This is a genomic window from Bacillus sp. RC251, from assembly GCF_044908765.1.
Classification (GTDB): domain Bacteria; phylum Bacillota; class Bacilli; order Bacillales; family Bacillaceae_G; genus Bacillus_A; species Bacillus_A wiedmannii.
In genome coordinates, this window is sequence record NZ_JBIYDP010000002.1 from 156,633 (window position 1) to 170,156 (window position 13,524).

The following is a 13,524-nucleotide window of genomic DNA, read 5'->3' on the forward strand; positions in this document are numbered from 1 at the left end:
GGAATGCTATAAGAAAATGGAGGAACGTATGAAAAAAATTATCGTGAGTAGTAGTGTGGTTTTTTTTATTTTTTTATCTTCAATTTTTAGTACTAGTGCGGAACATAATGGGGTGAAGGTTGCTTTTATTCGTCATCATGATCTTTGGGTTAAAATTGATGGAAAAGAAAAACAAATAACAAAAGGCGAGTACATAACAGGGCCGAAATGGTCTCATGATGGAGAATGGATTTCTTATGCTAAAGGAAAGAAGCAAAACACCTTGGAGTTGTACCGACTGGAAGATGGAAAAAAAGTTAGGCCATTGCAATCTGAGGTATCGAATTATCAATGGTCACCGAAAGAGAATATAATTGCATTTGTATTTGCAAATACATTAAATACGTTTGATGTCAAAAATAAGAATACAGATTTTGAAAATGTGTCAGCTGGTGTAGGTGATTATGCATGGTACCCTGATGGAAAGAAGTTTCTCGTATCTTCTGAAGCACACTTACTTCCAACAGGATGGACAGGAGCTCAGCTATATGAAGTGCAAAAAGATGCACATATGAATCCTCACAAAATGAAGCATTTGTATGCATTACCAAATGAACATGATGATTTTCTAGCGCTAGTTGCAAGTGGATTTGAGTGGTCACCGGATCAAAGGTGGATTTCATTTTTAGCGGTACCGACAGCTTCGTGGTCAGCTGATAGTAATACGCTTTGCTTAGTTCGAGCAGATGGCAGTCGCTTTGAAAAGGTAGATCAAATGTTATTAAACACGCAATGGTTCAAATGGGCGCCATCCAAGAATATTTTAGCTTATATTGAAGGAAGCGGAAGAGTTGCGTTAGAGAATAAACATTTAAAAGTAAAAGAGTTGCCGGCACTTCAGCAGAACACCTTTACGCCGAAAGGATATGTCGATTGGGATTTTGTATGGAAGAACGATAAAGTAATGATCGTTTCACGAGCAAAAGAGGCAGGGATAGAAACTCCGCCAGAAAAAAGGCCACTGCCATCCTTATATGAGATCGATAGTACAAGCGACGAACAACATCAAATCACAAAGCCACCCCATAAGCAAGGTGACTATCATCCCATCTTTATGAAGAAGAACAATCAATTAATATGGATACGTTCAGACCGTAAGAAAGCCAATGTATGGCTTTCCAGTAGTGATGGAAAACAGGAAAAGAAGTGGATTGAAAATATAGATGTACCAGAATGGTATTATGAGAAATGGAACTGGGAAAATGTCATATCGGTAAAAGAAGAATAAAAAACCTGCCTAAAAGATAATTTTAGGCAGGTTTTTTATTGTTATTTATGTGTTTTATTTGGCTTTTTTTTCGCGGGGTTTCCGTTTCCCTGACGCTTTCTATTTTGTTCATCTTTTGCTTGTTTTTCATGTAGTGTATCTAAAAAGTCATTCGAGTTACTCATTTTTATATCGCTCCTTTCATTTCGTCCTAATTACTATAACCATTTAGGAGGATAATCATGAGATAAAAGTTAAGCGCTTAATTTTCTTCGATAGTATACGTAAAATATGCCATACGTAATAAATAGCATAAGTAAAACTTGTAACTCTACATTTTCTTTTAAAATAGTTGCGACAGAAGATGGTAAGTAAGGTGATGTATTACTCGTTCCTAAACCTAACCATTTGTTTAAGAGGTTAATGATACAAAACATGAAAACACCAGACCAGCTTGCAATAATTGCCTTCTGCTTAATTTTTGTTTCACGTTCATCATCTGTAATCCAAGGATTAGCAGTTTTATCACTATTAAAAAATCCATTTATGTATCCCCATATGATCATTCCGATAAAGGCGATAATCCATTTCATATTTGTGATTCACCTCTCTCTTGTAAAAAGTATTTTACATATTATAATTGTAATGTTTTTCAATTAATTGTGTCAAATGTTTTTTACATACCAGTTTTTCATATAGCAGGAATAAAGAATGAGATAGGGAAGAAATATGTAAGAGGATTTCATAGAGAGAGGAGGCTGGGTATGAAGCTTGTCTTTGTTCGGCACGGAGAAGGTGAACATACAAAGGATTTGCCTTCAAGTTTACAAGTGCTTCATCCTCCATTAACGGATGAGGGAAAGAATCAGGCTAAATTACTTCAATGCAATGTGCCATTACAAGAAACGGATATATTAATTGTTAGTCCTACACGTAGAACTTTACAAACAGCGGCAATATGGAGTGCGAAAGTAGTTTGTCAAAAAATCGTCCATCCATATGTATCCCCACGTATTTTTCCTTATCGAGAAGGAGCGAAAACATTACCATGTGATGACATAATAGATCAGGAAATGATAGCAAATTTATTTCCACATTTTTCGATAGAGAAAAGTACAAATAAGAAGTTATGGACGGAAGGTATAAATACTATTTCAGAAAATCGTTTTCAGCAAATAGTAGATGAATTTCTTCTTTGGTGTTATGAGCTAGGCGCTGAAAGAATTTGCATTGTATCTCACGACGGGACAATTACAGCGTATAGGCAATATGTACAGAAAGTCGTTTTAACTAGATCTGATTTTTTGCAAGAAACGGGTATATATGAAATGGATGTATCTTTTAAAAGTCTGATTGATGAAATCTAATTATAGGATGGAAGGTGTATGTTGAATGTTGCATTAGTAGTTGGTTTCAATTCGGATTTAGAGGCGCAATCAATCCGAGCATCGCTTGAATATTTTGGGGCAAAAGTTGTAACATACTGGATTGGTAGACCGAGAGAGTTCATTAATATTCTTTCTGGAAAGGGTTTATATAATGATATCAATTATGTTATTTTTTGCTTTCATGGTGAGGAAGGAAAGTTTGTCATGGAAGAGTTAGGTGAAGATATATATGAGCAAGATGAACCGAGGGGATACTTTGGTGCAGCAGAAATTTATCCCGCGTTAACGGACAGTAAAACTCCCACCTCAAAATTCAGTTGGAGCAAAGAAGTTAGGTGGGAGATCAACTGTCCGTAAACGTCCGATTGGTTCAACTAATAATCAGTGGGGGATGAACAAAACCCCCACTGATTAAAGTTTCACTTTATAAATATGCAAAATTGCATAATACACATATTGTAAATAGCGGGTGTACGTTAGGGGAGCGAAAACTAGCAGAATCTTTCTTACATAGTGGGGCGAAATCGTATATTGGATCGATAGATTATGTAGATGGGAATGCAGCACTTATGTTTACAATACGCTTATTTTATGGGCTTATTAGCCATGAAAAAACGTTAGAAGATGCTTTTCAAGAGGCGAAATTAATCGATGAGGAGACACGTACATTTCAATTCTATAAATAGTGAAAATGCATTTATTCTATATTTGAATAAATGCGTTTCACATTTAACTCACATTTTTTTTACATTTTCTTCAATGAAAATGATTATCACCTATGGTATGATATGTTCAAGTTTTTACAGGTAATAAAAGTTACTATATAAACGTTAGTTTTTAATGTTTCATACACATGTCACGAATTATTCATAATTAACGTTTGAAAAATAAGTAACTAATGTTATTATATTATCTGTAACTAACTTAATTACAACTTTAGGAGGAAGATATGGTTATTCAATTTTTAAGAGAAAACAAAGCAGTTTCTTTTGTGTTAGCAGTAATTCGAGTGTATCTTGGTTATACATGGTTAATGGCTGGAATCGGTAAACTACAAGGAAAAGGGTTCGATGCAACTGGTTATTTACAAGGTGCAATTGAAAAAGCTAAAGGAGCACAACCGGCTGTTCAATCTTGGTGGGCATCATTTTTACAAGATTTTGCAATTCCAAACGTTGATCTATTTAATACACTTGTAACGTGGGGAGAAATTTTAGTCGGAATTGGTTTAATTGTAGGCTGTTTAACAAAAACAGCGGTCTTTTTCGGTCTTGTAATGAACTTTTCCTATATGCTTAGTGGGTCAATTGGTGTAAATCCTGAAATGGTTATCCTATCAATGTTCGTTCTAGTCTCTGGTATGAATGCTGGTAAATTTGGAATAGATGGTTTCGTTATTCCGAAAGTATTAGGATCAAAAACTCAAAAGCGCCAAAAGCAAGCTGCTTAATATATGAAAGCGGGTATCTCAAAATGAGATACCCGCTTATGTTATTTTTCAACTTTATTGTTCTTAAAGAATTCTTTTACATAACCTACAAATTCTTGTGGCTCTTGACGAAATGGTGCATGATAACCTTTTTCGATAATATGGAAAGTACTATTTTTTAAGAATTGATGATACGTTTCTCCTTCTTTCCAAGAAACGCTACTATCATTTCTTCCCCATATAATTAAGGTTGGTTGTTTAATTTCATTTGCATTGATTTGAAGACGTCTAGGCCATAATTTCATTTTATTGTAATGCTCTTCATCATTACGCTTGGATTTAACTTTGTTTTCATCATAATCTGCAATAGTAGAAACAGTATTTAAATCAGTCGACAACTGTGGTTTTGGTGAACCTTGTTTATTAACGAATGTATGAGGACCGCCTGTAGCATCAGTTAAAATAAGGTGGGTAACGGCTTCAGGATATAAATACGTTAAATTAAGAGAAATTTCTCCGCCCATTGAGTGTCCTAGTATTGCAAACGAATCATAACCTAGTTTTTTCATTAATTTATAATACAAATTTGCATGGTTTGGGAAAGAATAGTAAAAATCCATTGGCTTAGATGAGCGCCCGAATCCTAAAGCATCTACAGAAATAATTGTATGATCTTTTGCTAAGTCTGAGTAAATCTTTTGAAAACCATCTGACGATCCTCCAAATCCATGGATCATAAGTAAAGGTGGTTTTTCATTACCAATCTTTTTAAAGTAAATGGTTTGACCATCTATTTCTACCATTTTTTCCTCGGTAGCTAGTTTCGCTGTAAGTGTATTTTTCACTTGTTTTACTTGCTCTACTGGCTTTTCTGCTGCACTACATCCTACTAATAGTGTAAGAGTAAGACAACCTACCATAAAATAGCTAAATCGCGTCAATTAGGTGTCCCCTTTCTAACATAAGGCTGTGTCTATCATAGCAAATAGCATATTACGATTTCCAGGAAGTTGGCTACCATTTTTCATCATAAGAGGTGAAAGGAGCGTTTCTTGGAAATTTTCTGTTTGAAGAAATTTACGAAATGAAAATTGTGAATGTGGGACATCAATCCTTACTGTGCCATTCCAACATTCACAGATTCTCTTGAATAATTGAATAGCATCCTTCTCTTGTTTTGCGATAAGTGGAGTGACGCATAATATATTCCCTTTTTGTATACATAAGGAAAAAGCTTCTATACAGTTATTTCTCTCAATTTTAAAAGAGTGGCTCGTTCTTGGTAATAGTAATGAATAAAGTAAAGAACGATCGGCACCAGTTGTAATTTGATCGAGAGAAATAAGTGAGATAAGGTCTTTTTCTTTTACTTGTTGTGTATGAGTGATATTTGTCTTAGTAGTTTGTTTTTCAAAACGATGAATCGTCGTTACTGTTTGAAATTTGCATGATGTATAAAGAGGCTCGCCAGCTTTTGTTGCAATAAGTGCAATTGGTTGCTTTGGATGAGTGTGTTCTAAGCAACAATTTAGCAAAATACGTCCGATGCCTTGGCCTTGAAAATTAGGATGGACGATTAACATGCCAATAGTAGAAAAACTATCTTTAAAAGGAAATACTCCTCCAGCTGCAATCAGTTTATTTTCATGCATATAACCGATAAGTGTGCCGAGAGAAAGATACATTTCGAATTGTTTTTTCATAAATTCTTTATCTTGTAACCATCCAATAGCTTTACAAAGGTCGAGTAAATCAAAAATAAAAGATTCATCTAGCTTTATTGTTTTCATAAATACGCCCCACATTTCTATTAATTTTCATAAAAGTAGATTGAAAATGTTAAATAAGAGATTTACGTTACATGAAATCCAACTTGTTTATATTTTAATTGTAAAGGGGAAGAAGGTTGATACGAACAGACAAACTTATACAAATTATAACTGATATTTACATAAGTTAACAAAAAATTTACATATAACTAATTTTCTCTTAATAGTCTTCTATTAAATTTGATAGTGGGAAATGAATAACCTAATTAGGGGGACAAGACAGTGAAAAAGTTTGTGAAAAAAGCATGGCCATTTGCAGTTGTGGCGTCGTTAGCAGTTACTTCGGTGGCAACATGGAATTTTACACGTTCTAGTGAAGTAAATGCAGATGAGAGCGGAAGCAATGCAAAGATTAAAAATGTTATTGTGTTAATTGGAGATGGTATGGGTCCTTCATACATGACGGCTCATCGTTATATGAAAGATAATCCAAAAACATTCGAGATGGAATCTACAGAGTTTGATAAGCATCTTGTAGGAACACAAAAAACATATCCGGAAGATGAACATGAAAATATCACAGACTCTGCATCAGCAGCAACAGCTATGTCAGCGGGAATTAAAACATATAACGCGGCAATTGCAGTTGATAATGATAAAGCAGAAGTGAAAACTGTTCTTGAACAAGCGAAAGAAAAAGGGAAATCAACGGGACTCGTTGCTACTTCTGAAATTACACATGCAACACCAGCTGCTTTCGGTGCGCATGACATTAGTCGTAAAAATATGGATGCAATTGCAAATGATTATTTTGATGAAAAAATTAAAGGGAAGCATAAAGTAGATGTTATGCTTGGCGGCGGTGTAAAAAACTTTGTTAGAAAAGATCGTAATCTTACAGAAGAGTTTAAGAAATCTGGTTATAGCTACGTAACAGATCGAGATCAATTGTTAAATGATAAAAACGATCAAATTTTAGGTTTATTTGCACCAGGCGGTTTAGATAAAATGATTGACCGTAATGAGAAGACACCTTCATTAGAAGAAATGACAAATGCAGCAATTGAGCGTTTGAACAAAAATAAAAATGGTTTCTTCTTAATGGTTGAAGGAAGTCAAATCGACTGGGCTGGACACGATAATGATATCGTAGGTGCAATGAGTGAAATGGAAGACTTTGAAAAAGCATTTAAAGCAGCGATTGAGTTTGCGAAAAAAGATAAAAATACGTTAGTCGTTGCAACGGCAGACCACGCTACTGGCGGATTATCTTTAGGTGCGAATGGTGAGTATAACTTTAAAGTAGATCCAATTAAAGCTGCAAAACGCACACCAGACTTCATGGCAAATGAGATTGCAAAAGGTGCAAATGTAGAAGAGACATTAAAAAAATATATTGATTTACAATTAACACCAGAAGAAATTAAAGCGGTAAATGATATTGCTCCTTCAAAAGATGTAACAAAGATTGATAATGCGATTGAGGATATTTTCAATAAGCGTTCGGTTACAGGATGGACAACAGGTGGACATACGGGGGAAGATGTAAACGTATATGCATTTGGCCCTGGTAAATACTTGTTCTCTGGCGTTCAAGAGAATACAAATATCGCTAAACGTGTCTTTGATATTGTTGGCGGTGGCGATCCGAATAAAGGAAGACGCTAATTATCAAGAAAAGTGAGGCGAAATGCCTCACTTTTCTTTTTAGGAGATGGGAATGATGAGGACTTTTTTCAGAGGGATAGGAGCCCTTCTAATAGGTGTATTATTGCTAGTTGGATGTCAATCCAAGGAGAATTATATAGAACAAAAATCTACTACTAAAAAAATTGAGGAGAAGGTACAAATAACGAAAGAAGAAGAAAAATCGATTCAAGATGTTATGGAGAAATTTGTACGGACGACAAATGAAAAAAATCTTGCTGAACATATGGAGTTATTCTCAAAGAAGCTGCCTAGTGCTGAAGACTTAAAAACACAAAAAGAAGCCGCTTTTCAAAAGGGAAATAAGAAAATTGAATTGGAACATATAGACATGAAAGCTAGTAAAGCAGGGTATGTTGTAGTTGAAACAAAGGAAAAGGAAATAGATGGGGAGGTCACTCTTCAGAAAAATGTACAGTATGCACTTGGAAAAGAAGAGGATGGATGGAAAATTGAAGAGGTTCGCACGATAGGGAAGAAATAAAGTGAAACTTTAATCAGGGAGTCTTACTGCCCGTAAATAGCGAAATAAAAAAGGTTCTCATTGGAGAGAACCTTTTTATAGTGGTAATAGAATTTGATTTGAACATGCTTCGATATCATCAATATCTTGGCGAATTGTTGCCATTTTATTATCAAGATCTTCAGCCTTCATTGCCGCATCATGTAGTTCATCTTTTAAATACTCAGGTATTTTCCCTTCATATTTATAATAAAGTTTATGTTCTAAACTTGCCCAAAAGTCCATAGCAAGTGTACGTAACTGGATTTCTGCAAATACATCTTTTGTACCAGAATTCAGTGATAAAGGATACTTAATGATCATGTGTAAACTTTTATATCCGTTTCCCTTTGGATTAGCGATATAATCTTTTACTTCTATGATTTCCATATCCTCACGCTTTTGAATGACTTCTTTTAAATGATAAATATCTTCTACGAAGCAACATGTAATACGAATGCCGATGATATCTTGTAAATGTGTTTGTGCATTCTCAACTGTCGGTAATAAATTTTTACGTTCAAGCTTTTTAATAATACTTTCAGGTTGTTTTAATCTTGTTTTTATATGTTCAAACGGGTTGTAATCCTCTAAAAATTGAGCTTCCCGGTTCATAATTTCAAATTTAGTTTTTAACTCTTCTAAAGCAAATGTATATGGTAGTACAAAAGCTTTCCAGTAGTTAACTGTTGATTGGTTATATTCCATTTATATACACACCTTTTCCTATTTACAAGTGAGGTTGTTATTATACTAAATACCAAAGCATATAAGCGCAAGCAGCAAATGAGGAGATCATAAAACGATATTTAGTTTTCATACTTTCAACTCCTTTCGAGTAAGATTCTATATGAATAAACGTGATTGTTAATAAATTCACTATGTACAATTCTTATAGTAATAGATTCGTGTGAATTTCGTATGAACTAATTGTTTCAGATTTTTGTCTTTTTTTGTAAAGCATCATTATCTATAATTTAAAGTGTTTTCATTTTATTTATTTAATTGTATAAATTAATGTATATTTGAATTTACGGTTATTAAGGAGGCTATACGGTGAACTTTGAAGAATTAGCAATTGCTAGACGTTCCGCAATGAAATTTGTACAAGGAATAGAAATCCCTGATGAGGATTTTAAAAAAATATTTGAGCTAACAAAGCTTTCGCCATCTTGTTACAATTTGCAACATACACATTATGTTGTAATTCGTGATCAAGAGCGAAAAGAAAGATTAAAAGAGTTAGCTTTCAGACAATATAAAGTTTCGAGTGCATCTGCGGTAATACTTGTTTGTGGTGATAAGAGAGCATACCAAAATGTCGAAAATATTTATTTTGGTATGAAGGTTTTAAAGATGATTGATGAATGTGAATATAAAGATACAATTAAGCAAACGAAAGGGCTATATGAAGGAAAAGGAGAACGCTTCATGGAAGAGGAAGCGATTAGAAATGCATCGTTAAGTGCGATGACTTTTATGTATGCAGCTAAATATTACGGCTATGATACGTGCCCAATGATCGGTTTCGATGAAAAAGCAGTGCAAAGTGAATTAAATATGCCGGAGCATGTAGCACCTGTTTTAATGATTACGATCGGAAAAAGCGATACTACTAAAATTCGCCCACGAGGATATCGAAAGCCGATTAGTGAGTTTGTTACATATGAAACATTTTAAAAAAAGGTATAGATTACTTAAACAAAAGGGTTCTATTTAGATCCCTTTTGTTTTGTAATTGACAAATAGAATGAAGTTATATAATATATAAATCGTAATCATTACGTTTTAGTTTGCGATCTTTGAAGGAAAGGAGAATTACATATGCGTGTAAATATTACATTAGCTTGTACAGAGTGCGGTGATCGTAATTATATTTCTAAAAAAAATAAACGAAACAATCCAGAGCGCATCGAACTAAAAAAATATTGTCCACGATTAAAGCGAGTAACGCTACATCGTGAGACGAAGTAGAAGACTAGAGATATCTCTAGTCTTTTTGTTTATAGCCATTTAGTTTTATTTGTTATAATTACCTTAAATTGTAATGAGGGAGAGGTATGATGAATCAAAAAGATAAAGAAAGAAAAGAGCAAGTGGCTCATATGATTGATATTCCAGATGATTTTAGGCTTGTTGTAGATGATCAAGAAGGTGTGGATGACCCATATCATCTATTATGGTGGGAGCATAAAGATGATGAGGAGAGAACGATACAAATTACGCTGAATAGACATACTGGTAATTTAATCGAATTTAGTATAGATGATAAAAAATATTTTTCGAGTGGTAAGGAAGCGCTAGAGGAGAATAAAGCAAGAGAGATTGCAAATGTATTTTTAAAAAAATATACAAAAGAAGGTTATGAATGTTATACATATGTAACGGTTAAGGACGACAGAAGTGGTTGGAAAGAAGTAAATTATATGCAAGAAGTGAATGGCTATCCACTGCCGAATACAGGATGTGTCGTGCAAGTTTGTCCTTCAGGTAATGTTGTGCATTTTCGTTATAATGGACAAAAAGCTATCGAGAAAAAAACGGTATGGCCAAGTGAAATTGTTGAGGAGAACGTCGTCTTAGAAAATTTGAAAGCTAGACAAGATATGAGACTTGTATTTGTGGATTTAACACACTCTTCATGTGAGTATGAAAATGGAGAGGAAGTAAAAGGGTACCATCTTGTATATGAATCAGAACCTAGCCATGCGTTTATTAATGCAAGTACAGGTAAAGATTTGTTTGGACCAGATCACTATAAATTGCCTCCAACTGTAGCTGTTGAAATAATGGAAAAAGGTAGCCAGCAAGATGATATATTCGATTTGCTTGACTGGGATAAAGACAGTTTTACAAAAGTAGCTGAGACGGAAGATGATGATGAAATAAGGATGAAATTTGTTCCAAAAGAGGAATTACAGAAACAAAAAGAAGAAAAAAATCCATATTTAATGAATGAATTTTTTAAGAAGCATTTACCGATGTTAAAATATAATAATTTTGTGTGCATTATGATTGATAAATCTACGAATGAATTAACTGGTTTTATAAAACTTACAGACGATAAAGAAGTAAAGCAAATACTGTCTAGAGAGGAATGTTTACAAAAAGCACTTCAATTTTTGGAACAAGTTATTCCAGATGTCACACAATATCTTCGTCTTTGGGAAGAACGTGAAGAAGCAGAAGATGGAATTGAAAGGTTTATCTTTTCCGTATATGTGAATGGCATTCCGGCAGAGTATAAGCAATTTATGGTTAATATCAATGCGGAAAATGGGGCTGTGGTGCATTATTCCGGAGAGTCTAGCAACCTTATAAAAGAATTGCTTACATACGAAACAACACCAAAAGTAAAAAAGGAAAAAGCGTTAGCAATATACAGAGGGGCCATGCGAGTTAATTTAGAATGGTTTTTAGAAAATGACGTAGAGGAAACGAACTACGAACTACTGTATAGACAAACGACGGATGAAAATTATAAAGAATCCTTCGATTGTAGTCGAGAAATTCGTTATATTGATGCGCATACTGGGGAGAAAATTTGGAGCAAGTAAAATAAAAAGAGTTATTTTTCAAAGAAAATAACTCTTTTTATTTTTATAATTTGCCTGTTCGTTTTTCAAATGTAAATGTGATAGGAAGGTTGCAAGGAGAACTATCACTTTTAAATGTTACTTTCCATTCTTTAGAATGAGCTTTAATTTCGAAATCAAGAAGGTTCATTGCTCTACGTTTATCTATTTCTAAAAACATATTATGAATTTCTGGTTCTTGCTGTAAATTAAGAGCCTTTAGTGTGACTGTTAATGTGAAAAAATTTCGCCCTTCATATACTATTTTTGATATTTTTGTTTTTTGTGTATTTAACAGTATATAAAAACGGTCTGATGGAGTTAATTGTACAGAGTCATCAGTAATTTCATCCTCCATATTATGAAGTTCAACTAAGAAAGATGTACTATGGGAAGAATCTTTTTTGCTTGTAATCTGTAATTCAGTGGGAATCATCGGTATTTCATAAAAATCATTCCTTATTATATTGTTGTAATCCTCGGAAAATTTACGGACTTCTTTTGGGAAAGAGTCTTCTTCTTTTGTACTTAAAAAAGTTTTATGTTGCTTTGGAATTTTTTCACTAAACTTTAATGTTTCTTTAAAGTAATAATTGGATCCAGTTAAAAATAAAAAACTACAAATTAATAAAAAAATTCGATAGTGATTTTGAAAGAACAATAGTATACATGTAATAAATCCAATTACATAGAAAATAAAGATAAGTAGTTCTAGTTTTGAGTGAAAGGAGAAACCATAGTTATGAAGAAATTTCATTCCAATTATAATTTGAGCTCCAAAAAACAAAGAAATTCCAAATTGAAAAAATAATAAATCAGGTCCTCTCTTAATAACAAAAGTAATGAACGAAATGAAAAGTAAAAATACCCCTAAATAAATTGTTACATTTAATAATCGATCTAATGTAAGCATGAATAGTGTCCCCTTTAATAGCATATTCATATATAACTAATAATTTATATAATTATAATATAACAATAAAATATTTTAAATATTGGAAGTGTTGAGTTTTATAAATAAACTGTACAGACACAAACAACCTCACGCCCACATACACATAATAAAGACCACTATTTTGGCGGAGGTGAAAGGTTTGAGTCTATTCGCCGCAATTGGATATATGGTTCGAGAAGTGTTTGTCTTTGTTTCTTATGTAAAGAATAATGCGTTTCCGCAGCCGTTATCATCAGACGATGAGAGAAAGTACTTAGAGTTAATGGAGCAAGGTGATGCTCAAGCGAGGAATTTGTTAATTGAACATAATTTACGGCTTGTAGCTCATATCGTTAAGAAATTTGAAAACACAGGGGAAGATGCAGAAGATTTAATTTCAATTGGTACAATCGGGCTTATTAAAGCGATCGAGAGCTATTCGGCAGGAAAAGGCACAAAACTTGCGACGTATGCAGCACGCTGTATTGAAAATGAAATTTTGATGCATTTACGTGTACTGAAAAAAACGAAAAAGGACGTTTCACTTCATGACCCGATCGGGCAAGATAAAGAGGGGAATGAAATATCGCTTATTGATATATTAAAATCAGAGTCTGAAGATGTAATTGATATGATTCAGCTTAGTATGGAGTTAGAAAAGATTAAAGAGTATATCGATATTTTAGACGAACGGGAGAAAGAAGTAATCGTGAAGCGTTTTGGACTGGGGCTTGATAAGGAGAAAACGCAACGAGAGATTGCAAAGGCACTTGGTATTTCCAGAAGCTACGTATCAAGAATTGAAAAGCGCGCTCTAATGAAAATGTTCCATGAATTTGTAAGAGCTGAGAAAGAGAAAAAAGCGAAAGAATAATGTACATTGCAAGCAGCCATATTTTAAAATGGGCTGCTTTTCTTTTTGTAAATAAGGAAAGAAAAAGAGTTGTGTTCAGAAGAAATCTATGTTCACTGTT

The 13,524-nt window shown here is 33.7% G+C and carries 15 protein-coding genes and 1 pseudogene; 10 read left to right on the forward strand and 6 right to left on the reverse strand.

From position 1 onward, the window contains the following. Positions 1 to 28 precede the first annotated feature (28 nt). Complete coding sequence (locus tag ABH961_RS10650) at positions 29 to 1,267, forward strand: TolB family protein (protein ID WP_048541470.1); 1,239 nt, start codon at positions 29 to 31, stop codon at positions 1,265 to 1,267. A gap of 41 nt (positions 1,268 to 1,308) precedes the next feature. On the opposite strand, the gene ABH961_RS10655 is transcribed toward ABH961_RS10650, so the two are convergent. Together ABH961_RS10655 and ABH961_RS10660 are read right to left on the reverse strand one after the other, a co-directional pair. Beyond that, positions 1,309 to 1,431, reverse strand: a complete 123-nt coding sequence (locus ABH961_RS10655; protein ID WP_000071861.1) for a DUF4023 domain-containing protein — start codon at positions 1,429 to 1,431, stop codon at positions 1,309 to 1,311. Positions 1,432 to 1,500: 69 nt separating this feature from the next. Next, positions 1,501 to 1,839, reverse strand: a complete 339-nt coding sequence (locus tag ABH961_RS10660) for a hypothetical protein (RefSeq protein ID WP_000871130.1) — start codon at positions 1,837 to 1,839, stop codon at positions 1,501 to 1,503. A gap of 171 nt (positions 1,840 to 2,010) precedes the next feature. On the opposite strand from ABH961_RS10660, the gene ABH961_RS10665 reads away from it, so the two are divergent. The 3 genes and pseudogenes from ABH961_RS10665 to ABH961_RS10675 all read left to right on the forward strand — a co-directional run bounded on the left by ABH961_RS10665 (position 2,011) and on the right by ABH961_RS10675 (position 4,084). Further along, entirely contained in the window at positions 2,011 to 2,613 is a 603-nt protein-coding gene (locus ABH961_RS10665; protein ID WP_240514593.1) for a histidine phosphatase family protein, read from the forward strand. Positions 2,614 to 2,631: 18 nt separating this feature from the next. Continuing rightward, positions 2,632 to 3,320 (forward strand): annotated as a pseudogene (locus ABH961_RS10670) (delta-aminolevulinic acid dehydratase). Between the two features lie 263 nt (positions 3,321 to 3,583). Next, the gene (locus ABH961_RS10675; protein WP_048541475.1) at positions 3,584 to 4,084 is read left to right on the forward strand and encodes a DoxX family protein; all 501 of its coding nucleotides are present in this window, start codon (positions 3,584 to 3,586) and stop codon (positions 4,082 to 4,084) included. A gap of 41 nt (positions 4,085 to 4,125) precedes the next feature. Here the strand turns inward: ABH961_RS10675 and ABH961_RS10680 are convergent, their stop codons facing one another. Then, positions 4,126 to 5,004 (reverse strand): alpha/beta fold hydrolase, encoded by an 879-nt coding sequence (locus ABH961_RS10680; protein WP_048541477.1) that lies wholly within the window; start codon positions 5,002 to 5,004, stop codon positions 4,126 to 4,128. 15 nt (positions 5,005 to 5,019) lie between these two features. Next, positions 5,020 to 5,853 (reverse strand): GNAT family N-acetyltransferase, encoded by an 834-nt coding sequence (locus ABH961_RS10685; protein WP_048541479.1) that lies wholly within the window; start codon positions 5,851 to 5,853, stop codon positions 5,020 to 5,022. Positions 5,854 to 6,114: 261 nt separating this feature from the next. Between ABH961_RS10685 and ABH961_RS10690 the strand changes: the two genes are divergently transcribed. Further along, entirely contained in the window at positions 6,115 to 7,500 is a 1,386-nt protein-coding gene (locus ABH961_RS10690; RefSeq protein WP_000714921.1) for an alkaline phosphatase, read from the forward strand. Positions 7,501 to 7,555: 55 nt separating this feature from the next. After that, entirely contained in the window at positions 7,556 to 8,023 is a 468-nt protein-coding gene (locus tag ABH961_RS10695) for a hypothetical protein (RefSeq protein WP_048541481.1), read from the forward strand. 75 nt (positions 8,024 to 8,098) lie between these two features. Here the strand turns inward: ABH961_RS10695 and ABH961_RS10700 are convergent, their stop codons facing one another. Next, on the reverse strand, positions 8,099 to 8,749 hold the full coding sequence (locus tag ABH961_RS10700) for a GTP pyrophosphokinase (RefSeq protein ID WP_000456212.1): 651 nt from the start codon (positions 8,747 to 8,749) through the stop codon (positions 8,099 to 8,101). Positions 8,750 to 9,097: 348 nt separating this feature from the next. Here ABH961_RS10700 and ABH961_RS10705 point away from each other — a divergent pair, with 348 nt between their 5' ends. The 3 genes from ABH961_RS10705 (at position 9,098) to ABH961_RS10715 (ending at position 11,598) form a co-directional block, all read left to right on the forward strand. Then, complete coding sequence (locus tag ABH961_RS10705; RefSeq protein ID WP_098642267.1) at positions 9,098 to 9,721, forward strand: nitroreductase family protein; 624 nt, start codon at positions 9,098 to 9,100, stop codon at positions 9,719 to 9,721. Between the two features lie 144 nt (positions 9,722 to 9,865). Beyond that, entirely contained in the window at positions 9,866 to 10,015 is a 150-nt protein-coding gene (gene rpmG, locus ABH961_RS10710) for a 50S ribosomal protein L33 (RefSeq protein WP_001265617.1), read from the forward strand. 89 nt (positions 10,016 to 10,104) lie between these two features. Further along, the gene (locus tag ABH961_RS10715; protein ID WP_098642268.1) at positions 10,105 to 11,598 is read left to right on the forward strand and encodes a YcdB/YcdC domain-containing protein; all 1,494 of its coding nucleotides are present in this window, start codon (positions 10,105 to 10,107) and stop codon (positions 11,596 to 11,598) included. Positions 11,599 to 11,641: 43 nt separating this feature from the next. On the opposite strand, the gene ABH961_RS10720 is transcribed toward ABH961_RS10715, so the two are convergent. Then, positions 11,642 to 12,529 (reverse strand): hypothetical protein, encoded by an 888-nt coding sequence (locus tag ABH961_RS10720; protein ID WP_141519960.1) that lies wholly within the window; start codon positions 12,527 to 12,529, stop codon positions 11,642 to 11,644. Positions 12,530 to 12,710: 181 nt separating this feature from the next. Here ABH961_RS10720 and sigK point away from each other — a divergent pair, with 181 nt between their 5' ends. Beyond that, positions 12,711 to 13,424, forward strand: coding sequence for an RNA polymerase sporulation sigma factor SigK (gene sigK / locus ABH961_RS10725; protein WP_000051382.1), 714 nt, complete (start codon positions 12,711 to 12,713; stop codon positions 13,422 to 13,424). Positions 13,425 to 13,524: the final 100 nt, after the last annotated feature.

Excerpts from the sequence above, each read along its gene's own strand:
- ABH961_RS10655 (WP_000071861.1), bottom strand. The coding sequence starts at position 1,431 with ATGAGTAACTCGAATGACTTTTTAGATACACTACATGAAAAACAAGCA.
- ABH961_RS10700 (WP_000456212.1), bottom strand. The coding sequence starts at position 8,749 with ATGGAATATAACCAATCAACAGTTAACTACTGGAAAGCTTTTGTACTA.
- ABH961_RS10660 (WP_000871130.1), bottom strand. The coding sequence starts at position 1,839 with ATGAAATGGATTATCGCCTTTATCGGAATGATCATATGGGGATACATA.
- ABH961_RS10650 (WP_048541470.1), top strand. The coding sequence starts at position 29 with ATGAAAAAAATTATCGTGAGTAGTAGTGTGGTTTTTTTTATTTTTTTA.
- rpmG (WP_001265617.1), top strand. The coding sequence starts at position 9,866 with ATGCGTGTAAATATTACATTAGCTTGTACAGAGTGCGGTGATCGTAAT.
- ABH961_RS10685 (WP_048541479.1), bottom strand. The coding sequence starts at position 5,853 with ATGAAAACAATAAAGCTAGATGAATCTTTTATTTTTGATTTACTCGAC.
- ABH961_RS10665 (WP_240514593.1), top strand. The coding sequence starts at position 2,011 with ATGAAGCTTGTCTTTGTTCGGCACGGAGAAGGTGAACATACAAAGGAT.
- ABH961_RS10715 (WP_098642268.1), top strand. The coding sequence starts at position 10,105 with ATGAATCAAAAAGATAAAGAAAGAAAAGAGCAAGTGGCTCATATGATT.
- ABH961_RS10695 (WP_048541481.1), top strand. The coding sequence starts at position 7,556 with ATGAGGACTTTTTTCAGAGGGATAGGAGCCCTTCTAATAGGTGTATTA.
- ABH961_RS10675 (WP_048541475.1), top strand. The coding sequence starts at position 3,584 with ATGGTTATTCAATTTTTAAGAGAAAACAAAGCAGTTTCTTTTGTGTTA.
- ABH961_RS10720 (WP_141519960.1), bottom strand. The coding sequence starts at position 12,529 with ATGCTTACATTAGATCGATTATTAAATGTAACAATTTATTTAGGGGTA.